Here is a 21,585-nt window from a genome sequence, read left to right on the forward strand (position 1 = left end):
CCGGGAGGCTCAGACTGCGGGGTGCAGGCGGCCGTCGTCGACGGTGACCTCGGCGGTGAGTTGCGGATCACGGCTGGAGCGTCCGACGTGCAGGCGGTAGCGGCCGGGCGGCGTACGCCACGCGCTCGCCTCGCTGTCCCAGATCCGGAAGACGCGGCCAGGCACGCACATTTCGGCGGTGACGCGTGCGCCCGGTTCCGCCTGGACCGTGGCGAACCCGGCGAGCAGGCGCACCGGCCGGTCGGTGCCGTCCGGCGGCGGCTCCAGGTAGACCTGGACGACCTCACGGCCGGCCCGAGGGCCGGTGTTGGTCAGTGCCACGGTCAGGTTGAGCCCGTCTCCACCCGCGGGGCAGGGCAGATCGGCGGAGACGGGAGTCGGGGAGAGGGACACGGACTCGTACGTCCACTGGCTCCAGCCCAGGCCGTGGCCGAACGGGAAGGCCGGCGTGAGGCCGTCCCGGTCCCAGGCCCGGTGGCCTACGTGGACGCCCTCGGTGTAGTCCACGATGCCGTCGCGGGGGCGGGCGTCGGGGACGGGGACGTCCTCGGTACGGGCGGGCAGTGTCCAAGGCAGGCGACCCGCCGGCTCGGTACGACCCAGCAGTACGTCGGCCAGGGCGTGTCCGGCCTCCTGGCCCGGCAGCCATGACCACAGCAGGGCGGGAGCCTCGTCGGCCCAGGGCAGCAGCACCGGGGCGCCGGCGTTGACGACCACGATGGTGCGCGGGTTGGCGGCGATCACCTTGCGAACCAGGTCGTTCTGGTGGCCGGGCAGATCGAGGCCGGTGCGGTCCCAGCCCTCGGACTCCACCTCCTCGTTGGTGCCCACCACAACCACGGCCACGTCGGCCGCCTGGGCCGCGGCGGCGGCTTCGGCGATCTCCTCGTACGGCGTCGGACCGGGCGGTGCGTGCCGGACCTGGCCGGTGACGAAGCGACCGTACCCACCGGCCTCGACGACGGTGAGGTCCAGGGCGAGCGCGAGTCTGCGCCCTTCCGGACCCACCTCGATGTCGATCCCCCGCTGCGGCGGATGGTTGTGGCTGGACTCCAGCACCAGCTCCACACCCCGGTCGTCGTCCCCGGCCAGGACCTCGTCGCCGTCGATGGTCACGCTGAAGCGCCCCGCGCAGCCGAACTCCAGGCGGTGCGTCCCCGGTTCGGTGAGAGTCAGCACCGTGCGCAGCAGCACCCGGTGGGTTTCCGGGGCCAAGCCGTCGTACGTGGTCCAGTCCCCGGTGGCGCGGACCTCGCTTCCGATGAGGTCGCCCCCGGCGTCCAGGTGGTCGGCGCGTACGCCCGCCGCGCCGGTGTCGGGATCGGTGAGCAGCTCGGCGGAGGCGTGCGGCAGACGCAGGCGGGCATCGCCGCCACGGTGCACGGTCAGCCGGACGTCCTCGGGGAGTGCGGCGCGCAGCCCCTCCTCGTACGACACCGTGCGCACCGCCGGGACGAACGCGCTGCCGCCGCCCTGGAGGTACGGAGCTACGGCGTTGGGGCCGATCAGGGCGACACTGCGGATGCCGTCCGGCGTCAGTGGCACCAGGTCGGCCTCGTTGCGGAGCAGTACTGTGCCGCTGGCGGCGACCTCGCGCAGCAGTTGGTACTCCTCCTCAGCGGGCTCCGCCGAGACGGTGGCCGGCCCCGGCTCGTCGAGCGCACCAACGTGCCGGGCCAGGCGCAGCAGCCGCAGCACCTTGTCGTCGACGGTCTCCTCGGCCACGTCGCCCGCGCGCACCGCCGCCGCGAGGGCGTCACCCCACGGGCCGTCGGGACCGGGCATCACAAGATCCAGACCGCCGACCGCGGAGGCCGTGGTGGACCGGGTCGCGGCCCAGTCGCTGACCACGGGCCCGGAGAAACCCCACTCACCCTTCAGCACCTCGCGCAGCAGCCGCGCGTTCTCGGTCATCGGCGCCGCCACGGTCCCGTCGTCCAGGCCCGAGTACGCGGCCATCACACTCCACGGCTCGGCCTCGGCGAGGACCTGCTCGAAGGGAGCGAGGTAGACCTCCCGCAGCGTCCGCTCGTCCAGCCGCGCGCGGTACTGCGTGCGGTCGGTCTCGGAGTCGTTGGCTACGAAGTGCTTCAGACAGGCGCCCACACCCCGGCTCTGCAGGCCGCGTACGACGGCGGCGGCCAGGGTGCCGGTGAGCAGCGGGTCCTCGGAGAAGTACTCGAAGTGCCGCCCGGCGACCGGGGTGCGCTGCAGATTCACCACTGGTGCCAGCACCACGTCGACGCCCTTGCGGCGGGCTTCGACGGCGAACAGCTCCCCCAGCCTCTCGGCGAGGCCGGTGTCCCAGGCCGCCGCCAGTGCACTCGGCGCGGGGGCCAGCAGCCCGGTCTCGTCCGGGTCGTCGCCGGTCCCTCGTACGCCCTGCGGGCCGTCGGACATCGTCACCGCGGACAGCCCGAGCCGGGGCTCGGCCGGGAGTCTCCACAGGTCCGCGCCGGTCAGCAGCCGGATCTTGGAGTCCAGGTCCAGGCCGCGGACGCGGTCACGGAGTTCGGTGTCATCAGGGAGGGCAGGGCGGCTCATGCTCGTCCTTCCAGGCCGCGGCGCGGCACGAAGCGGGCGGAACGGAGAGCAGGAAAGCACACTTACTAAGTACTTAGTAAGTCCTTGTGCGTAAGTTCTTTCTCGGGTTTGATCGGAGGGTGACCACTGATCGACACCCCCGTAGACTCCGCACGATGAGCGAGAGCACGCCGAACGGGGAGCGGCAGCCCCGCACAGGAAGAAGCCTCAAGGCCCAGCAGCGACGGCAGGAAATCCTGCAGATCGCCATGGACACCTTCGCCGCCCGCGGCTACAACAACGCCTCCCTTCAGGAGATCGCCGACCGCGCCGGAGTCACCCAGGCCGGCGTCCTGCACTACTTCCGTTCCAAGCCCCAACTGCTCACCAGCGTCCTCGCCTTGCGGGACGAAACGGACATCGAGCAGCTCGGCCCCGAGCGCCCCCGCGGTCTCGCCTTCCTGCGCCACCTCGTCGACACCGTCCGCCGCAACACCGAACGCGAAGGCATCGTCCGCCTCTACGCCGTGCTCTCGGCGGAAAGCGTCACCGAGGGACACCCGGCGCAGGGCTACTTCCGCGACCGCTACGCCGGCCTGCGTGTCATGGTCACCGAAGCCCTCGCCGAAGCATCCGAACTCGGTGAGACACGCCCCGACCTCAACCTCGAAGAGGCGGCCACGGCGATCATCGCCGTCATGGACGGCCTCCAGGTCCAGTGGCTGCTCGCCCCCGAGTCCGTCGACATGACGGCCGTGACAGATCGGGTCGTCACCGCACTCCTGGCCGAGTTCACTACCCGAACCGCCTGATACCCGGCGGCAGTTGTCGCCGGGGGCGCGTGCGCGTGTTCAGGCGTGCGGCATGAGTCGTTCGGCCTCGGGGCCAAGAAGGCCGGGACCGTGCGGGGAGGGTTCGCGCCGGGGACGGAGCAGGTCAGGGCGGCGACGCGGGCGGCGAAGGTGCAGGCGTCGGTGAGGTCCGCGATGCTCAGTCCGTCGAGTCGGCCGCCGAGGTGTCCGAGGGCTGCGAGGCGGTGGAGCAGGCCGGCGGTGAAGGAGTCGCCCGCGCCGACGGTGTCGACGACGTCGACGGGCGGAGCGGGCACGGTGACGCGGTGGCCGTCGAGGGACGCGAGGGCGCCGCGTTCGCCGAGGGTGATGACGACGAGCCGCACACCGGCGGCGTGCCAGGTGTCGCACGCGTGCTCGGGGCCGGCGCCGGGGAGGAGCAGGGCGAGGTCGTCCTCGCTGAGGCGGAGGATGTCGGCCAGGGCGCACCAGCGGGAAATGCGCTCGCGGTAGGCGGCGGGCGGCACGAGCAGGGGGCGGACGTTCGGGTCGATGGACACGGTGACGCGCTCGCGCGCGGTGGCGAGGTGGTCCTCGATTCGGCTGCCGCCGGGTTCACGGATCAGCGCCAGCGAACCGGTGTGCAGGCAGACGGTGTCGTCGTGCACGCCGGCGGCGAGCTCGTCGGCGGCCCACTGCCAGTCGGCGGTGTTGTCGGCGTAGAAGGTGTAGGCCGCCTGGCCGGTGTCGTCGAGGGTGGCGATGGCGAGCGTGCTGGGCTCGGGGGTGGTCACGCTGCCGCTCAGGTCGACGCCGGAGTCGGTGAGGCGGCGACGGAAGAGGGTTCCGAAGGCGTCCTGGGAGAGGCGGGCGCGGAAGCGGGTGGGGGTGCCGAGCCGGGCGAGCGCGACGGCGGTGTTGGCGGGGCCGCCGCCGGGCAGGACGCGCAGGCTGAGTTCGTCGGAACCGGATCGGGTGGGGTCGGTGAAGGCGTCGGCGACGCACTCGCCGACGACGGTGACCGTGCCGGGGGATGCGAGTCTGGCCATGATGAGGGTCTGCCTCTCTGGGAAAGCCACGGGTGCCGCGCACGGGCTGCCGAGGGCCGCGTGGGACGTGCGGTCGGTGCTGGTTGTCTGCTGATCGTCCGGTGGGTACGGGCTGGCGGAGGTCGCTGGACCGGTGGCTTGGTGCGCCGGCTCACTGGCCGGTTCGCACACGCTTCTGCGCTGCCGCCGCCGAGAAGGGGGTTCTGCGGCTGGTCGCCGCCGATACCCCCTTGCTCACCGCGGTCCGGCGCGACCTCGCCCAGCAGACCGCGCCTGAGCCTGGTCGCCCTCGACACGGCCGCCTCGCTCCTGCGGCCGTCCGTGAGTCGTGTCAGGCCAGAGGCTGCCCGCCCACGGGTGTCAGATCCCATGCTTCGACCGCGTACGCAGCCGACTCCGCGCCCACTCCGCTCATCTGTACCCGCCAGGGACCGTCACCGGTGGGGTAGAGGCGCACGGTCAGAGTGCGGCCGGACGCGGTGAAGATCTCGGCGACCGAGTGGTCCAGCAGGATCCGCAGGTTCGCGGTCCGCCCTTCCGGCGGGAGGTGCCAGCGGCCGCCCTTCGCCCGGGGATCGAGCGAGGCGTGGTCGCGGTCGACGACCAGCCTGCCGCTGACCAGGTGGTGGACGATGTCGAGATACTCGGCCCCGTCCTCGGAGGTCAGCAGCCGTAGCCGCGCGCCGGGCTCCATGCTCACCATCAGGTCGGTCGCCCGGGAGATCTCGCCGAGGTCCACCGGCTGCTCTGCGTTCGCCCGGCCGGTGGCGGAGATCCGGTGTTCGCCCCGCAGGGAGAGTAGTTCGCGGGCCGGGCTCTGGACCAGCCCGCCGTCCGCGGCCGGCTCCAGTTCGCGGGGCAGCGACAGCATGCCCGCCCAGCCGGCCTCGTCGGTCCAGGTACTGGGGGCGCCCACGCGTTCCTCGTCCCGGGCTTCCCAGATCCAGGCCCACATCAACCAGCGGCCATCGGGAGCCCGGAGCAGGGCGGGGGCGTAGAAGTCCGGCCCGTGGTCGAGGAGCCGGGGCGCCGTGGCGCGGAATGCGCCGTCCTCCTCGCGGCCCGGCCAGTAGACCGTGCAGCTGGCACCCTCCTGGGGGTCCCAGGCGCTGGCGAGGACGGCCCCGGTGCCGTCGGGGAAGGCGGCGTACTGCGCGCACTCCCAGCCTTCTTCGGTGTTGCGCCCGTCGGGCAGGGGCTGGGCTGGGCGGGCGAGGAAGACGCCCTGGTACGACCACGCGTCGAGGTCGTCGGAGGTGTACTCCACGGCCGCTGCCCGGCCGTCGGCGAGGGCGGCGCCGACGAGCATCCGCCACCTGTCGCCGTCCCGCCACACATAGGGGTCGCGGAACATCGTCGTACCCTCAGGCGCTTCTGGGATCAGCAGCCGGCCGCGCTTGGTGAAGGTCGTACCGCCGTCGTACGACACCGCCGAGGTCACCGGCTGGTGCCAACGGCCGGGATGGCGAGCCGAGTAGAAGGCGGTCAGGTGGCCGTCGTGCGAAACGGCGTTGCCCGACCAGACGCCGCCCTCGTCGTCACCGCCAGGGGTGGGCGCCAGGGCCACCGGCAGGAGCTCCCAGTGGATGAGGTCCGGGCTGCGGAAGTGGCCCCAGTGCATGTCGGCATGGCGGGCGCTGTGCGGGTTGCACTGGAAGAACACGTGGTAGTGGCCGTCGTGGAAGACCAGGCCGTTGGGATCGTTGATCCAGTGCGCCGGCGGTCGGAGATGGACGGCCGGGAAGTGCGTGTCGAGCGATACCGCCGCCTGGGTCTCAGTCATCGGCGCGCTCGTCATAACGGCGGCGCACGGCCGCGGCCTGCTTGATGTTGGCCTCGGACTCCTGGAGCGAGCGCTCGCCACGCTGCCGGGTCCGCTCGGCGAGGTGCTCCATGTGGCGCTCGAAGCGGGCCTGGTACCGCTCGCGCATCACCGCGATCTCCTCGGCGACGGCTCCGGAACGAGAGGCCGGAACCGGCATCGGCTGTCCGGCCGGACGGACGGGAAGCCGCTGTTCCAGCGGCAGGATGGTGGCCTTGGGGGACGGCAGTGTCTGGTACCAGTAGGCGGTCGAGGCCCAGTCGTCGGCGAGGTGGTTGCCGTGGCCGTGCTCGATCGAAACCTTGATCCGCTCCTCGAAGCGGACCGGGTCGGCCACGTGGAAGCGGTAGTTGACCGAGTAGCCGGGGACGTCGGCCTCGTGGAGGATGGCGCCGTGGTAGAGGTAGGCGTTCTTCTGCATCCCCCACGCGTGGTTGAAGTAGTCCTCGGTGCCGGTCCCGTGCAGGGAGGGCGGCCAGCTGGTGGAGCCGTCGGGCAGGAAGTCGTCGTCGATCCAGATCATGTCGTTGCCCTCGCCCCACCAGCTGCCCTGGCGGTGGTGGACGGAGAGGTTGCAGCCGACGTAGTGGCCCTTGCCCTCGGTGTCGAGGATGACGTAGTTGTCCTCGCCCGTCACGTCGACGATGTTGACCTCGGGGCTGTTGGTCTGGATGTCGGGGGCCCAGCCGTTGCAGGGGTTGTTGCGGTTCCAGCGGGCGTGGAAGTAGAGGGTGTCCTCGGGCAGGTCATCGGGGAACAGCTCATAGTCGATGTAGAAGTACTGCTGGATCGGCAGGTCGTTCTCGTTGACCAGCTCGATCCGGGCGCGCTTGTTGAACGGCATCGGCGCCCAGCAGTTCAGGGCCGCGCTGCCGCCGAAGATCAACGACTCCTCGGGCTTGGCGGAGACGGTGAACAGGGCCGACTGGTAGCTGTTGGGCATGCAGTGGCCGATGCCGAAGAAGTCGCCGAGCGGGACGAGGACGGCGGGCTCCTCCTCGTCGTCCCAGGTGATGCGGATCAGGACCTTTCGGTAGTAGTCCGGGTCCGGCTCCTCCCAGTTCACGCCGAGCGCGTTGTGGATCTCCATCACCGGGGCCACGGTGTCGGCCTCCAGCGGGTCGATCAGGCCGGGGCCGAGGGTCTTGCGGCAGAACTGGGTCATCCAGATGTGGGTGATGCGCCCGGGGCCTTCGAGGTCGGCCAGGACGCGGCTGGAGTGGGCGGGGGTCGTCCAGTAGTCCTGGTTGCGGCCCCGCTGGTCCCAGCTGGAGACACGGGCCGTGCGGGCCCGTGTGGGACGGGTGAGGTGTTCGAGAGAGTGTGAGGACATGGGAAACTGACCCCTTCAGTGATGGTTCGCTGAACTCGGGCGGCGAGAGACTGGACCTCTCTCGCCGCCCCCTTGCTGGTGTGGATGTGGTTCAGGCCGGGCAGCCGCAGGACTCCCGGTAGGTGATCTCCGGCTCCAGGCGGACGGTGCGCGGGCGGGACGTGAGACTGCCGTCGATACGACTGAGCAGCAGCTCCATCGCCGTGGCCCCGATCTCGTGGGCGGGCTGGACGACCGCGGTGATACCGGGGCGGAACAGATCGGTATGCGGGAAGCCGTCGAAGGTGGCGAAGGCGAAGTCCTCAGGCGTGGTCAGGCCCAGTTCCTTCGCCGCCGCCAGTACGCCCACCGCTGTCTCGGTGCCGGCGGCGACCACCGCCGACGGCCGCTGTTGCCGTAGGACACTCGTCATGCGCTCGCGGGTGTCGTCCGCCCGTCCGGTGCCGGTGACGATCAGGGTTTCGTCGACGTCGATGCCCGCCTCGTAGAGCGCCTCGAGGTAGCCGCGCCGCCGCTCGGAGATGGTGGACACAGCGGTGTCGCCCGCGGCCAGGGCGATCCGCCGGTGGCCGTGCCGTTCCACCAGGTGCAGCACCAGCTCCCGCATGGGTGCGGTGTTCTCGACGCCCACCTGGTCGGCCTTGGCTCCGTTGAGGCGGTCGATCAGGACGACCGGAGTGCCCTGGTCGATGACCGCGGTGATGGCCTCCCGGTGGGACCGGGCGACGGGCGCGATGAGCAGGCCGTCGACCCGGCGCTCGGCCAGGACCTCCAGCGCCCGGGCCTCCAGCTCCGCGTCCTCGCCGGAGTTGGCCAGCAGCACGGTCAGGCCGGCGCGCATTGCCTCCCGCTCGACACCGCGGGCCATCGCCGCGAACGCCGGCTCGGACACGTCCGTCAGAATCAGCCCGATGGAGTCGGTGCGTGAGCGGCGCAGGGCGCGGGCCAGGCTGTCCCGCCGGTAGCCCGTGGCCCGGATCGCGTCCTCGATCCGGGTGCGGGTCTCGTCGCGAACCGGCCGTGTGCCGTTGATGACGTGGGACACGGTGGACGTGGAGACGCCGGCCATCCGTGCAACGTCGGAGATCGTGGCCACTGCTGCTTCGCCGCCTCCTCGTGTCGTCGGACCCGATCCGTGATCCAGTCCGTAACTGCATAACTCCATACGGTCCACCGGTCCATGTGGCTGACCGGTTCGCCGTCCACTCGTTTCGCTCACCCAGAGGCTCATCGAAACGATTGCGCAGACCTTCGCACGCCGTAACGCGGACCGTCAATGGCTGTGGCCAGCGCGACTAGCGCCCTCCTGGAAACTTCTCTGTCACATGGTATTGACACGCCGGGACTCGCGAGGCACCTTTCATCGAAACGTTTGCGTCAACGGCCGCAGAGCCGCCCGATGCCGAACATTCGGACATCCATGCCGGAACAGACGGCCTGCCCCAATACCGAACATCTCCTCGGAGCCCTGCCACCCCCACGCCGGTTCCGCCTCCCCACCCAGTTCCCGGAAGGCATCAGCACCATGGCGACCTCCCCTCAGCCCGCGACCCCGACGTCGAGACGGCCGTCCGGCATCTCGCGCCGACTCCTGCTCACGGCCACCGCGAGCGCCCTGTTCGTCACCGCCACGGCCTGCGGGTCCGCGGTGAACACGGCGGACGGATCGTCGTCGGACGGCCTGATCACGCTGTCCATGCACAACCCGGACAGCAAGACCCAGGACCCGGCGACCTGGCAGATGGTGCAGGAGTTCAACAAGAAGCACCCCGACATGAAGATCAAGCTGGAGGGCCAGCCGGTCGACCAGCACGAGCAGCGGATGACCATCGCCGCGCAGAGCGGCACGCTGCCGGAGATCTTCTGGGTCTACGACTCGCTCGCGAAGACCATGGTCAAGAGCGACGACCTGCTGGATCTGAGCCCGATCCTCGCCGAGAACGGCCTCAAGGCGAAGTTCGCCCCGAGCATGCTCGCCGGTTTCCAGCAGGACGGCGTCCAGTACGGCCTGCCGTACCAGGCGCTGGTCACGGGCTTCTACTACAACAAGGCCATCCTGGACGAGCACAAGATCGCCGTCCCCGAGACCTTCGAGGACCTGCTCGCCGCGGTGAAGAAGCTCAAGGCGGCCGGCGTGACGCCGATCGCGCAGGGTGCGAACAACTCGTCGTTCAGCGTGTGGGCGTTCCTGACCATGCTCGACCGCTTCGGCTACGAGGCGAAGTACCAGGACATCCTGTCCGGCAAGGCGAGCTACGACAACGCCGACTTCCTGCGCCTGTACCAGCACGTGGAGGAGCTGGCGAAGGCCGGCGCCTTCCCCTCGAACATGAACACCCAGACCTACGCCCAGGCCGTCGCCTCCTACACGGACGGCAAGGCCGCCTTCCTGGACGCGGGCGTCTGGGAGGCGGCGAAGATCCAGAAGAGCACCGTGGGTAAGGACACCGGCTTCTGGGCCGGACCCACCTTCTCCGACGGTGTCGGCGAGCAGAAGCTCGTGATGAACGTGCCCTCGGCGCCGTTCGTCGTCAGCGCCAAGGTCAAGGACGACAAGAAGAAGTACGCCGCGGTGAAGGCGTTCATCCAGTTCTACTACAGCGACGCGGGCCAGAAGATCCTCGTCGACAACGCCCAGCCGCCGGTGACGACGTACGAGCCGGCCGTCGATGCCGCGAAGAACTCGGTCTTCGCCGCCGTCCTGGCCGAAGCCACCAAGCCCGGCTGGAAGAGCCCGAAGGCCCAGCCCGACCTGGTCGTCTCCGCGGCCACCGCGAGCGCCATGTACGACAGCTTCTACGGCGTGATGGGCGGCAGCCTCAGCCCCGAAGAGGCCGTGAAGAACGTCCAGAAGACCATCAAGTAGTCACGCTGCCGGCGCCCGCGTGCCGCACGGGGCGGCGCGCGGGCCCGGACGACGGGAACAGCATGAACTGGCTCACCACGCGCCGGCACTTCACCCTCATGGTCGCGCCGGCTCTGATCATCTACAGCCTGTACATGATCTATCCGATCCTGTACTCGCTCTACTACAGCTTCACCAACTTCGACGGCGTCTCCGCCAACGGCTTCGCGGGCCTCGACAACTACCAGCAGATGGGCCAGGACGACGCGTTCTGGACCTCGATGCGCAACACCGGGATCATCCTCGGCATCGCCCTGTTCCTGCTGATCCCCCTGGGCTTCCTGCTCGCGATCCTGCTCAGCGGCAAGGTGAAGGGCAGCGGCGCGATGCGGGCGCTCGTCTTCGCCCCCGCGATCATCGCACCGATCCTCGTCGGACTGATCTGGATCTTCATCCTGGACCCGAAGATCGGCCTGGTGAATGCCTTCCTGCTGGCGATCGGGGTGCCCGCGCACCCACAGTGGATCGGCGGCCCCACCCTCAGCCCGTACTCGATCGGCCTCGTCTACCTGTGGCAGCAGATCGGCTTCGTCCTGACCATCTTCTACGCCGGCCTGCGCATGCTGCCCCGTGACGTGATGGAGGCCAGCAGCCTGGACGGCGCCAGCCGCTGGCAGCAGCTGCGGCACATCCAGATCCCGATGATGCGCGAGACGTTCGGCATCGTCACCGCACTCGTCGTCACCGGCGTCTTCAAGGTCTTCGAGCTCGTCTACGCCCTCACCGGCGGCGGTCCCGTCCACCTCTCCGAGGTCATGGTCAGCTACATGTACCACATCACCTTCACCACCCAGCAGTACGGCTACGGCATGGCCCTGGCGGTGGTGGTGTTCGTGGTCGGCGCGCTCGCCTCCGCGGCCACGTTCTTCGGCAACCGCCGTAAGGGAGAAGTCCGTTGAGCATCGATACCGAGGTCAAGATGCCGCTCGCGTCCCCGGCGGCTACCGGCGAGACTCCGAGCAGTCCGCGACGCCGCAGCCGCGGCAGGATCGTGGTCTCGGCGGTCGCCTACCTGATCACCTTCGTGATCCTCTTCCCGCTGCTGTGGATCATGCTGTTGTCGTTCCAGACCAGTGACAACATCCTCAACGACCCGTTCTCGCTGAACAATCTCACCCTGGCCAACTACCAGCAGGCCCTGGAGACCCTGAACCTGCTGGTGATGTACAAGAACACCCTGATCCTGGCCGTCGTGTCGGTCACGGTCGGGCTGGTCATCTCCTACATGGCCGCATTCGCGCTCACCCGCATGGTCTTCCGCAGCGGCCGGCGCCGCACGCAGAACACCCTGGGCTTCTACTTCCTTGCCGGACTCGCCATCCCCGTCTACATCCTGCTGTTCCCGGTGTACCGGCTGGACATCGCCTTCGGCCTGTTCGGCACCTACTTCGCGCTGATCCTTCCGTACATCGCGGTGACGATCCCCTTCAACATCCTGCTGCTGACCGGCTTCCTGCGGGACTTCCCCGAGGAGATCGAACAGGCCGCCGTGATGGACGGGGTCGGGCTGTGGCGCATGGCCTGGAAGGTCGTCTTCCCGCTGATGCGGCCGGTCATCGCCACTCTCGCCATCCTCAACGTCATCTACGTCTGGAACGAGTTCCCCTTCGCGGTCACCCTCATCAACGACCCGAACATGACCACCGTGTCCCTCGGCGTCTCCCAGTTCCAGGGCGTCTACAGCGTCAACTACGGCGCCATGATGGCGTCCGCCACCCTCGTCCTGCTGCCGCAGCTGGCGATCTACGCGGCCTTCCAGAAGCAGGTCATCGCGGGCATGACCGCGGGCGCCGTCCGCTGACCCCCGCGCACACCCACCTCACCGGTTCGCTAGGAGCCGTCATGCACCCTGACCAACCACCCGCCCCGTCCCGCCGCACCCTGCTCAGAGGCGCCGCCGTCTCGGCGCTGACCACCGTGGCGTTCCTGGCCGCCGCACCGTCGCAGCCGGCCGCCGCTGCCGTCCCGGAACGCCCCGAGCCCGACGCGCGCGCCCCCAAGGCGCATCCGCCGTACGCCAAGATCGTCGGCCTCCTCTGAGCAGAAACCTCGGCCTGGCAGAACCCATCAACCGGAAGGACACCCGTGGCCCGCACCGTCTACGACGTCACCACCTTCGAGGGCAGCGTCTCCCCGCAAACCGACATCGGCAAGGTGATCAACGAGATCATCGCCGACATCAAGTCCAGGCAGACCACCCAGAACACCAGACCCGGCGCCGTCATCTACATCCCGCCGGGCCACTACGACCTGCTCACCCGCGTCGTCATCGACATAAGCTTCCTGACGATCAAGGGCTCCGGACACGGCTTCCTCTCCCGGGCCATCCACGACGACACCTCCGACACCAGCAAGTGGATCGAGGTGCAGCCCGGCTCCAGCCACATCCGGGTCAAGCACACCGACGGCAACAACGAGGCGTTCCTCGTCCAGCGTTCCGGCGCGCCCGCCGAGGTCGGCCGGCTCAACGGCATCGTCTTCCAGGACTTCTGCATCGACGGCGTGGCCTCCACCAAGCCCTACGTGGAGGGCAACCACAAGATCGGCATCTCGGTCCAGTCGGACAACGACTCGTTCCGCTTCGAGGGAATGGGCTTCGTCTACCTCACCCAGGCCATGGTCGTCCGGGGCGCGGACGCCTGCAGCTTCACCAACAACTTCGTCGCCGAGTGCGGCACTTCCATCTCGCTCACGGGCGCCTCGCAGGTCGCGAAGATCACCAACAACTACCTGATCAGCGCCTGGGCCGGCTACTCGGTCTTCGCGGAGAACGCCGAGGGCATCCTCATCTCCGGCAATACCATCCTGTGGGCCTGCAACATCACCCTCATCAACTCCAACCGCTGCAACATCTCCGCCAACAAGCTGCTGAGCAACTTCCCCAGCATGATCGCCCTGACGAACGGCAGCTCGGAGAACCTGATCTCCGGCAACCACTTCCGCCGCGTCTACGGCGACGGCACCAGCACCCGCTACGACGACCTCTACGGCCTCGTCCACATCAACGGCAGCGACAACTCAGTGACCGGCAACCAGTTCTCCTTCTCCGTACCGGCCGACAACATCACCCCGTCCGGAGCCGACCCCACGCTCATCCTCATCGCGGGCGGCGCCCGTAACTACCTGGCCACCAACAACATCAAGGCCAACCTCGGCGTCAAGGTCGTCCTCGACTCCTCCTCCACCGAGACGAAGATCCTCTACAGCGCCAAGGGCTCCCAGCTGCAGTCCTACACCGACAACTACTCACTCGTAGCCACACCTTGAGCGGACCGGATCGCCTGCGCGGGCACAGGAGCGCGAAAGCAGCCCTGCGTTCCCGCGCAGGCTCTCGCGCGCCAGGCAGCGTCCAACCGTGCGAGGGGCCTCCGAAGCACCGGCAACCGCAGCTCAGGCACGCCGCCGGAACACTGAACGAAAGCCGGCGCTTCGAACCCGAGTCAGGCGCCTACACCCTGATCTACCTCGCAGACCCCAACGTGCCGGGCGAGCACATCCCCTGGCGCCCTCGGGCAAGTCGGCTATCAGCAGGCTGCCGAGCGGTGTCCAGGTGACACCGTTGTCCCGGGACTCGGCGGTGGTGACCGGTCGGGCCCAGCGGTCGGTACGGAAGGCGGAGCAGAAGGCGACCATGCGGTCGCCGTCGGAGACAGCGTTGCCGGAGAAGCAGCCGTCGGCGTCCTCACTGCCCGGTGTCGCGGTCAGCGCGACCGGGAGTTCCTCCCAGGTCAGTAGGTCGAAGCTGCGGAAGTGGCCCCCCGTACATGTTCGCGTGCTCCGGTCGATACGGGTGTACTGGTGGTCGTCCCGCCGCCCGGGTGTCTTCGCTCCGGGCGGCGGGACAACCGCTTTCGGGGGCCCGGGGTCAGCCAGCCGCGGGGGCGCCGATGGAGGCACGCTCGCGCAGCGGCATGGGCACACGGTGGACGACTGCTTCGAGCGGCCCCTCGGCGAGGATCAACTCCACAGCAAGACGGCCGAGTTGGTAGTGCGGCAGCTTCAGGGTGGTGAGCGCCGGGCGCAGTATGGCCGCGATGTCCTGGTCGTCGAAGGAAACCACCGACACGTCACCGGGCACGGACAGCCCTGCCTCGCCCAGCGCCTGATAGGCGCCGAAGGACACCCGGTCGGTCAGGCACACCAGCGCCCGGGGGCGGTGGCCCGCCGCCAGCAGCGCGGAGACCTCCCGGTAGCCGTCCCGCGTGTTCCAGTCGCACTCGACGACGCCGTCCAGGCGGGCCCCGCCCGCCCGCAGGACCTCCTCCAGGCCGCGCATGCGCTCATTGCCGGCGATGATTCCCTCAGGGGTGGCCGGAACGGCCTGGTGACCGCCGATCGCCCAGATGCCCTCGGTGTGACCGGCCGCGAGCAGGGCACGGGCCGCGTCCCGGCCGGCCTCCAGTTCGTCCGGGACGACGGATGGCGCGTCGAAGGCCGGGGCCAGGCAGTTGAGCAGGACGACCCGGCGCCCGTAGAGCTCCTTGGGCGGGGTGACGTAGCGCGTGAACATGGTCGCGTAGATCACCGCGTCGACCTGGCGGTCCAGCAGCGCGTGGACGAGTGACGACTCGGCGGCGCGGTCGCCGCCCGCCTCCGTGATGAACAGCAGGTGGTCCCGCTCCCGGGCGGCCTCCAGCGCGCCGCGGATCACGTCGCCCGCGAACGGTGTCGTGGTGATGCGGTCCGAGACGAACCCGATGGTCTGGGTCGACTTCGTCCGCAGGCTGCGCGCGGTGACGTTGGGGCGGTAGCCCAGATCCCGGGCGGCCTCCAGCACGCGTTCACGGGAAGCGTCGGCGATGCGCATGTCGGTGCGGCCGGAGAGCGCGAACGACGCGGTCGTCGGCGAGACACCCGCCCGGCGGGCAACGTCGGCCATCGTCACGCGGCGTTCAGGCATCGGCTGCTCAGCTCCGTTGTTAAATCGGATTAGCAAGGTTACGACGAGAGTGATGCGCTCTTCGCTCGACGTCAACACCCTGGACATCTCGAACCCGCAGCAGCGAGCTTTTGTGCCGCTATGTTCCGCCTCCAGGTAACACCACGGTAAATGGCTTTGCGTTAGCTCTTGCTTTAGCCGAGACGGCACGCGAACGATGCCTAGCCACGTGGTTAAACCGATTTGGCTCGGCGAACCCTGCCGCACCTCCCAGGAGTCAGCCATGAGGAGAAAAATCGGCCCTCAGTGTCGTGCGCGATCGTCCCGTTCTCGTTCGCTGCCGCTCCCGCCGCCGCGCGGAGCCGGGCACTGCCCGGAAGTCCCACCGCCCGCTGGGACTTCGACGAGCGTGTCGGCACGAATCACCCGCGAGGCGGTGTCCGGCACCGCCGACCCCGTCGGCTACGGATTCAACGACGCCCGCTATAAGCCCGACAGTGATCCCTTACGACGCCGTGGAGTGCGCGGCCGGGCACTGTACTTCGACGGCTACTCAACCGTCGTCACCACGCAGGACCCCGGCGGCCTCGCCGCCTCCGGCGGCCTCACCCTCGACGTGTGGATCGCCCCTACGCGTCCACCATCCCCACCCCGCCTGTCGTCGTCGGCGCAGGTGACTCCTTCACCGCCGGCCTGTCCCACCGACTCGCCGCCCACGGCCACTTCGGCGGCCGACTCGACGAGCTGAGCCTCGAAGACCTCACCGACGCCTGCATCTTCGCCGCCCGCGTCGCTGCCGCCCTGACCTGCTCCGTCCCCGGCGCGAACCCGCCCAGCGCGGACGAGGCAGCGCTGAAAGCCGACGTCGAACGGCTGCCGTCCCACGTCTGAACACGGTCGCGTCAGTGCGTGCTTCGTCCGCCGGTTCTGACCCCCCGGCGGTGAGGCTTTCGACTGCTTCTCGCGGGGCGGGCGCTGCCCGCGGGGCGCCGACGGCTTCGGCCGCAGCGCCCAACATGCCTGCTCCACCATCACCCACAACCGGAGGTATGCATGCGCACACGCTCGCCGGCGAGGGGCACAACGAGGCCCTCGCTCAACGTTCTGCGACTGCTGCTCGCGCTCACGATATGTCTCGGCCTGACGTCACCCCTGACTGCGGCACCCGCCGACGCAAGCGAGAGCATCCTGTCCAATCCGGACTTCGAGACCGGCGACTTGAGCGGCTGGACCACTACGGGAACAGCGTTCGACGGAGCGGTCACCGACAAACCGGGCTGGGGATGGGGCTGCTGCTTCAACCAGCAGGGCACCCACCACTTATGGGGCTTCGCCGCCGGCGGCGACGCACCCACCGGCACCGTCACATCCGAGCCGTTCACCCTGACCGGCACCGGAATGGTCAGCGCGCTCGTGTCCGGCGGCCGCAACGACAACGACCTGTACGTCGCCCTCACCACACTCGACGGCACAGTGCTCCACAAAGCCACCGGAACCGACGACGAGGCGTACCGCAGAGTTACCTGGGACGCACGTGAGCACCTGGGCAAGCAGCTGCGCATCACCGCGGTCGACCGGGCCACCGGCGGCTGGGGCCACATCAACCTCGACGACGTCAGAGTGGGGATCGACAAGGCGCCGGATCCCTCCGAAGCGGGACTCGCCGCCTACTGGGACTTCGCCGACGGCCAGGGCACCACGACCAAGGAAAGAATCAGCCAGGCCGCCGACCCCATCAGCTACGTCTTCAACGACGCGCAGTACAAGCCGGACAGCGGTCCGCTCTGGCGCCCGAAGCGCGAGGAGGACGGCGTACTCTCCGGCGCCCTCCTCTTCGACGGCTATTCCACCTGGGTCACGCGCGCCGCAGCGCAGACGCAGCTGCCCACGGAGGGCATGACCGTCGAGGCGTGGGTCGCACCGCGCGCGTTCGAGTGGGGTGACGAGGGCAAACCGTCCGCCGTCGTCAACCAGCAGGACAAGGGGGCAAAGCGAGGCTTCTCCCTCGGTGTCGGCCGGCACGGACGGTGGCAGTTCGGCGTCGGAACCGGTGACACGTGGTACGAGACGACGGTCCCGAAGTCGGCGGCCCTGGCCGCGGGCAAGTGGGCGCACCTCTCGGCGGTGTTCGCCCCGGGCGACGGAGCGATCAGGCTCTTCCTCAACGGCGAGCAGGTCGCCGAGACCGCCATCCCCACAACCGCGCGGCTGGCCAAGGCCGATGTTCCGCTGATCATCGGCCGTCACAACCAGCCCGCCATCATCAACGGCACATTCGCCGTGAACATGTTCAACGGACTGATCGACGAGGTGAAGATCCACACCAGCGCACTCACCCCGGCATCGGTGACGGCCGGCCATCAGAAGGATGTGCGGTCCTTCGCCGGTGGCGTCACTCCCAATGCCGAGATGGACATGGACCGTTCGCGCTACGACGGTGACCGGTACCGTCCGGCCTACCACTTCACCGCCCCGAACCACTGGATGAACGAGCCGCACGCTCCCATCCAGTACAAGGGCAAGTACCACCTCTTCTACCAGCACAACTCCCACGGCCCCTACTGGCACAACATCAGCTGGGGACACGCGGTGAGCGAGGACCTGGTCCACTGGCGCGACCTGCCCGTCGCGCTCGCGCCCACCGAGGACAGCGTGGCACCCGACGGGGTCTGGTCCGGCGATGCCACCCTCGACGAGAACGGCGTGCCCGTCCTGCTGTTCACGGCCGGCAACGACTCCCAGCGTCCCAACCAGGCGACCGGCCTGGCACGCCCCGTCGACCCCGGCGATCCCGACCTGGTCGAGTGGAAGATGCACCCCACCCTCGTCACCAGCCAGACCGCCGACCTCAATGTCGGCGCCGGACGAAAGGTCCGCTTCGGGGACTTCCGTGACCCGTTCGTCTGGAAGGAGGGCGACACCTGGTTCCAGCTGATGGGCTCCGGCGTCCAGACCAGCGAGGGCAGGGACGTCGGAGGCACGGCGCTCCTCTACACCTCCAAGAACCTCACCGACTGGACGTACTCCGGACCGCTGATGGTCGGTGACGTGGCGGCCCATCCCAAGACCGGCCAGGTCTGGGAGCTGCCCACGTTCCTGCCGATCGGAAAGGACGCCCAGGGCCGCGAGCGCCGGGCCCTGCTCGTCAACCCGGCCTTCCCCGCCGGCCCCGGCGAGTACAGCAGCAAGTACGTCTACTACTGGGTCGGCACCTGGGACGCCCAGGCCCGCCGCTGGACACCCGACACCACAGAACCGAAGCTCATGGACTACGGCGACCACTTCACCGGCCCCAGCGGAACCGTGGACGACAAGGGGCGCTCTCTGGTCTTCAGCATCGCGCAGGACCGGCGGACCGAGCGCGCCCACTACGACGCGGGATGGGCGCACAACGCCGGCCTCCCCATCGAACTGTCCATGCTGCCCAACGGCGACCTCGGATTCACCCCCGTCGAGGAAGTCTCACGCCTCCACGTCGGCGAACCCCTCATGGACATCAATGCCCCGACGTCCATCACCGACGCGAACACGCAACTGACGAACGTCAAGGGGGACATGCTCCACATCAAGCTGACACTCGAGCGCGGCAGCGCAGACACCTTCGGTCTCGACGTGCTGCGCAGCCCGGGAGATGAAGAACGAACACGCCTGTTCTACGACGCGCCCGCCGGACAACTGGGAGTGGACCGAACGAGGTCCGGGAACAACTCCAGCGCCGAGCCGAACCTCGGTATACAGAAGGGGCCGCTGACACTTTCCAACGGCACTCTGACACTGGACGTGTTCGTCGACCGCTCGGTGATCGAGACCTACGCGAACTCGCACAAGTCGATCACCACCCGCGCCTACCCATTCCGGCCGGACTCCCTCGGCCTGCGACTCTTCGGTGACGGCAGCGTCGTCAAGTCCATGACCGTCTGGGCGATGGGCAACATGACCGACTGACATGGCGCGTGCCCTCCCATCCGCCGACTCTCACGGGTGAAAGGACAGCGCGGAACATCGGTCATCCTTCGGAAGGCGCGCCAGGACTTCCGTAAGGGAGATGTCCAGCTTCTTCCTGGCAGTTCGACAGCCAAGGACGCTGGACGCCGCCGACCAACTGGCCGGCCAAGTGACTCCGCCCTGTCCCTAATAAGGACAGGGCGGAGAATCTCTCCTATGCGGCTGCGGGCGACGGAACTCCCAGACACTGCCAGGCACAGCCCCTCCGCCGTCCGACATAAGTCTGTTCAATCCCCCAACTGCCGGAACCGCTCATGGCCGAAGCCAGGACGCAGGAGCCGGACAACCCAACAGCGTCTGAGCAGTACGCCCAGAGGTCCGCTCGTCCGTGAGAGGCTGTTGTCATTCCGATCTTGTCGGGTGGCAAGCGAACGGACGTCTCGACCCGGAACCCGCACGGGTGCTCTTCGTGAGGGCTGCGCACGGAAACAGGGCCTGCTGGTAGGGCTAGGAAACCGCTCCGAGCGTCAGGTGACCCTTGTTGTCCTGGTCTGCCGAGCCCGTGCTGCCAGAGTCCAACTCTCGCATGTCGCTGTGCGATTGCCTCGCGCAACGGTTCGACAACGTAGGCGATCACCCTGTCCGAGCCCCGTTTACAGCGCGGTCTTCACCCTTGCGTGCTAATCAGCGATCATGCCCCGGTTTTGACGGTACGTGATGCCTAGCCTTGCCGTGACGGCGAGTGGCCAGCAGTGAGTGCGTGCCACCGCCGTAGAGCCCGGGGGTGCGGTGGAGGTTCGGGATGTGCGTCACGCATACGGTCGCCGTGAGGTCTTGCGGGGCCTCGACCTTGATCTACGGCCTGGAGTGCTGGTCGGGATTGTCGGCGAGAACGGTGCGGGCAAGTCAACGCTGTTGAAGATCTTGTCTGGTGAGCTGCGCCCGCTGGGTGGCACGGTCCGTCATGAGGGCCGTTTCGGCTACTGCCCGCAGGACGTGGTGGTCAACGAGGCTCTGACCGTTCGCCAGCATCTGGAGTTCTTCCGAGTCGCGCGCGGGCTGTCGGATCTGCAGTACGCCGGGCAGGTGATGGACGCGTTGCGCTTGTCGGAGTACGTCGATGAGCGTGCCGGCCTGCTCAGCGGCGGAACCCGTCAGAAGCTGAACCTGACCCTGGCGCTGATGCATGACCCGCAGGTGGTGCTGCTGGACGAGCCTTACCAGGGTTTCGACTGGGAGACCTACCAGCGTTTTTGGGACTTGGCAGCCCGATTACGCGAGATGGGCCGCTCAGTCCTTGTCGTCTCCCACCTGGCCTATGACGCTGAGCGCCTGGACGAGTTGTGGCGCCTTCAGGGCGGCGTGCTGCGCCCCGCTGAGGGGGCGCCGGCGTGAGGCGGCACCTGAACCTGTTCGTCACAGCAGTCCGCTTCGACCTGGTCGAACACGCCCGGAACAGGCTCGCCATGGTCCTGGTCGCCGTGTTCATCCCCTGCTGGATCAACCTGGCGTACGCCGTCATCCCCAGCAGGCACCTGACCTTCCGCCTGCGGGCGACCGGCCAGCTCCTGGCACCGGCCGGCAACCAGATCACACAGATCACCGGCGCCATCAACGCCGTCACCCTCATCACCGGGTTCATGATGTTCGCCGTCACGTTCAACGGCGGGCGCTTCGACCGCCGCCTGGCCTTGGCCGGCTACCCCCGCATCCATCTCGTCCTGGCCAAGACCACCTCGCTGACCCTGGCCTCCGGCGCCATCGCCGCCTATGCCACTGCGGTGATCTGCATGGCCTGGAGCCCTCACCAGCCACTGCTGCTCGCCGCTGCCTTGTTCTGCGGAGCGATGACCTACGGGGCGCTCGGCGTCGTCTTCGGCTCGCTGCTGCGCCGTGAGGTGGAGGGCATGTTCGCCCTGGTCATGACCAGCCTCGTGGATGTCGGTCTTCAAAATCCACTGGCCGGCGGCGGTGCCGGAAGCCAGGTCGTGCGGTTCCTGCCGACCTACGGCACCATGCAGGCTGCCTCAGCTGCGGGTTTCACCCACGAGTGGCTGCCCGGTGATCTGGCCGTTCAGTTCTTGTGGTTCGCCGGCGCCGCGTTCCTGGGCCTGCTCGCTTTCCACCGCCGCACCAAAGACGCCCTCACCGCAAAGCCGTCCTTCCGTCTGCCTTGGCTGCCCACGCGCCGACAACCTGCGCACCCGGCCCGGCCCACGTCGACGCTCCGCTGAAGCGGCACCCCGGCACGACGGCCCGACAAGGGCCCTGGAGGTACGTGTCGCGCCCTCATCTCAGAGCGGAGTCCTGGCCCCAAGGGGGCCGGTTGAGCAGAAAG

General features: G+C 68.7%; 16 protein-coding genes and 1 pseudogene. 10 read left to right on the top strand and 7 right to left on the bottom strand.

Annotated features, from left to right (window positions below; all coding sequences use genetic code 11):
- Positions 1 to 9: 9 nt before the first annotated feature.
- The gene (locus ACIREI_RS23105) at positions 10 to 2,544 is read right to left on the bottom strand and encodes a beta-glucosidase (protein ID WP_403335773.1); all 2,535 of its coding nucleotides are present in this window, start codon (positions 2,542 to 2,544) and stop codon (positions 10 to 12) included.
- Between the two features lie 155 nt (positions 2,545 to 2,699).
- On the opposite strand from ACIREI_RS23105, the gene ACIREI_RS23110 reads away from it, so the two are divergent.
- Positions 2,700 to 3,335 (top strand): TetR/AcrR family transcriptional regulator, encoded by a 636-nt coding sequence (locus ACIREI_RS23110; RefSeq protein WP_403335776.1) that lies wholly within the window; start codon positions 2,700 to 2,702, stop codon positions 3,333 to 3,335.
- 92 nt (positions 3,336 to 3,427) lie between these two features.
- Here ACIREI_RS23110 and ACIREI_RS23115 read toward each other — a convergent pair.
- The 4 genes and pseudogenes from ACIREI_RS23115 to ACIREI_RS23130 all read right to left on the bottom strand — a co-directional run.
- Positions 3,428 to 4,363: pseudogene (locus ACIREI_RS23115) on the bottom strand (carbohydrate kinase); the annotation flags it as partial.
- Between the two features lie 331 nt (positions 4,364 to 4,694).
- On the bottom strand, positions 4,695 to 6,146 hold the full coding sequence (locus ACIREI_RS23120) for a glycoside hydrolase family 32 protein (protein WP_403335779.1): 1,452 nt from the start codon (positions 6,144 to 6,146) through the stop codon (positions 4,695 to 4,697).
- Entirely contained in the window at positions 6,139 to 7,518 is a 1,380-nt protein-coding gene (locus ACIREI_RS23125) for a glycoside hydrolase family 172 protein (protein WP_403335781.1), read from the bottom strand. The genes ACIREI_RS23120 and ACIREI_RS23125 overlap by 8 nt, the downstream gene beginning before the upstream one ends.
- A 91-nt stretch (positions 7,519 to 7,609) precedes the next feature.
- Positions 7,610 to 8,614, bottom strand: coding sequence for a LacI family DNA-binding transcriptional regulator (locus ACIREI_RS23130; RefSeq protein ID WP_403335784.1), 1,005 nt, complete (start codon positions 8,612 to 8,614; stop codon positions 7,610 to 7,612).
- A 429-nt stretch (positions 8,615 to 9,043) separates the two neighbouring features.
- Between ACIREI_RS23130 and ACIREI_RS23135 the strand changes: the two genes are divergently transcribed.
- The 5 genes from ACIREI_RS23135 to ACIREI_RS23155 all read left to right on the top strand — a co-directional run bounded on the left by ACIREI_RS23135 (position 9,044) and on the right by ACIREI_RS23155 (position 13,690).
- Positions 9,044 to 10,384, top strand: coding sequence for an ABC transporter substrate-binding protein (locus ACIREI_RS23135; protein WP_403335786.1), 1,341 nt, complete (start codon positions 9,044 to 9,046; stop codon positions 10,382 to 10,384).
- Positions 10,385 to 10,446: 62 nt separating this feature from the next.
- Positions 10,447 to 11,322 (top strand): carbohydrate ABC transporter permease, encoded by an 876-nt coding sequence (locus tag ACIREI_RS23140; RefSeq protein ID WP_403335789.1) that lies wholly within the window; start codon positions 10,447 to 10,449, stop codon positions 11,320 to 11,322.
- Complete coding sequence (locus tag ACIREI_RS23145) at positions 11,319 to 12,224, top strand: carbohydrate ABC transporter permease (protein WP_403335792.1); 906 nt, start codon at positions 11,319 to 11,321, stop codon at positions 12,222 to 12,224. The genes ACIREI_RS23140 and ACIREI_RS23145 overlap by 4 nt, the downstream gene beginning before the upstream one ends.
- Before the next feature lie 41 nt (positions 12,225 to 12,265).
- The gene (locus ACIREI_RS23150) at positions 12,266 to 12,463 is read left to right on the top strand and encodes a hypothetical protein (RefSeq protein ID WP_403335795.1); all 198 of its coding nucleotides are present in this window, start codon (positions 12,266 to 12,268) and stop codon (positions 12,461 to 12,463) included.
- Positions 12,464 to 12,508: 45 nt separating this feature from the next.
- Entirely contained in the window at positions 12,509 to 13,690 is a 1,182-nt protein-coding gene (locus tag ACIREI_RS23155) for a NosD domain-containing protein (RefSeq protein ID WP_403335797.1), read from the top strand.
- 123 nt (positions 13,691 to 13,813) lie between these two features.
- On the opposite strand, the gene ACIREI_RS23160 is transcribed toward ACIREI_RS23155, so the two are convergent.
- Together ACIREI_RS23160 and ACIREI_RS23165 are read right to left on the bottom strand one after the other, a co-directional pair.
- Positions 13,814 to 14,344 carry a hypothetical protein gene (locus tag ACIREI_RS23160; protein ID WP_403335800.1) on the bottom strand — a complete coding sequence of 177 codons (531 nt, stop codon included), beginning with the start codon at positions 14,342 to 14,344 and terminating at the stop codon, positions 13,814 to 13,816.
- Complete coding sequence (locus tag ACIREI_RS23165) at positions 14,289 to 15,323, bottom strand: LacI family DNA-binding transcriptional regulator (RefSeq protein ID WP_403335803.1); 1,035 nt, start codon at positions 15,321 to 15,323, stop codon at positions 14,289 to 14,291. Before ACIREI_RS23165 ends, ACIREI_RS23160 begins: the two co-directional genes overlap by 56 nt.
- A gap of 597 nt (positions 15,324 to 15,920) precedes the next feature.
- Between ACIREI_RS23165 and ACIREI_RS23170 the strand changes: the two genes are divergently transcribed.
- From ACIREI_RS23170 to ACIREI_RS23185, 4 genes are all read left to right on the top strand, one after another.
- Positions 15,921 to 16,193 (top strand): PfkB family carbohydrate kinase, encoded by a 273-nt coding sequence (locus ACIREI_RS23170; protein WP_403335805.1) that lies wholly within the window; start codon positions 15,921 to 15,923, stop codon positions 16,191 to 16,193.
- A 162-nt stretch (positions 16,194 to 16,355) separates the two neighbouring features.
- Entirely contained in the window at positions 16,356 to 19,247 is a 2,892-nt protein-coding gene (locus ACIREI_RS23175) for a GH32 C-terminal domain-containing protein (RefSeq protein ID WP_403335807.1), read from the top strand.
- Between the two features lie 789 nt (positions 19,248 to 20,036).
- Complete coding sequence (locus ACIREI_RS23180; protein ID WP_403335963.1) at positions 20,037 to 20,642, top strand: ABC transporter ATP-binding protein; 606 nt, start codon at positions 20,037 to 20,039, stop codon at positions 20,640 to 20,642.
- Positions 20,639 to 21,481, top strand: coding sequence for an ABC transporter permease (locus ACIREI_RS23185; protein ID WP_403335809.1), 843 nt, complete (start codon positions 20,639 to 20,641; stop codon positions 21,479 to 21,481). The genes ACIREI_RS23180 and ACIREI_RS23185 overlap by 4 nt, the downstream gene beginning before the upstream one ends.
- Positions 21,482 to 21,585: the final 104 nt, after the last annotated feature.

Source organism: Streptomyces sp. NPDC093591, assembly GCF_044764885.1.
GTDB lineage: Bacteria > Actinomycetota > Actinomycetes > Streptomycetales > Streptomycetaceae > Streptomyces.

What these genes read in the sequence shown, in the direction of transcription:
- ACIREI_RS23150 (WP_403335795.1), top strand. Translation starts at nt 12,266, where the DNA reads ATGCACCCTGACCAACCACCCGCCCCGTCCCGCCGCACCCTGCTCAGA.
- ACIREI_RS23140 (WP_403335789.1), top strand. Translation starts at nt 10,447, where the DNA reads ATGAACTGGCTCACCACGCGCCGGCACTTCACCCTCATGGTCGCGCCG.
- ACIREI_RS23165 (WP_403335803.1), bottom strand. Translation starts at nt 15,323, where the DNA reads ATGCCTGAACGCCGCGTGACGATGGCCGACGTTGCCCGCCGGGCGGGT.
- ACIREI_RS23135 (WP_403335786.1), top strand. Translation starts at nt 9,044, where the DNA reads ATGGCGACCTCCCCTCAGCCCGCGACCCCGACGTCGAGACGGCCGTCC.
- ACIREI_RS23105 (WP_403335773.1), bottom strand. Translation starts at nt 2,544, where the DNA reads ATGAGCCGCCCTGCCCTCCCTGATGACACCGAACTCCGTGACCGCGTC.
- ACIREI_RS23120 (WP_403335779.1), bottom strand. Translation starts at nt 6,146, where the DNA reads ATGACTGAGACCCAGGCGGCGGTATCGCTCGACACGCACTTCCCGGCC.
- ACIREI_RS23125 (WP_403335781.1), bottom strand. Translation starts at nt 7,518, where the DNA reads ATGTCCTCACACTCTCTCGAACACCTCACCCGTCCCACACGGGCCCGC.
- ACIREI_RS23110 (WP_403335776.1), top strand. Translation starts at nt 2,700, where the DNA reads ATGAGCGAGAGCACGCCGAACGGGGAGCGGCAGCCCCGCACAGGAAGA.
- ACIREI_RS23175 (WP_403335807.1), top strand. Translation starts at nt 16,356, where the DNA reads ATGCGCACACGCTCGCCGGCGAGGGGCACAACGAGGCCCTCGCTCAAC.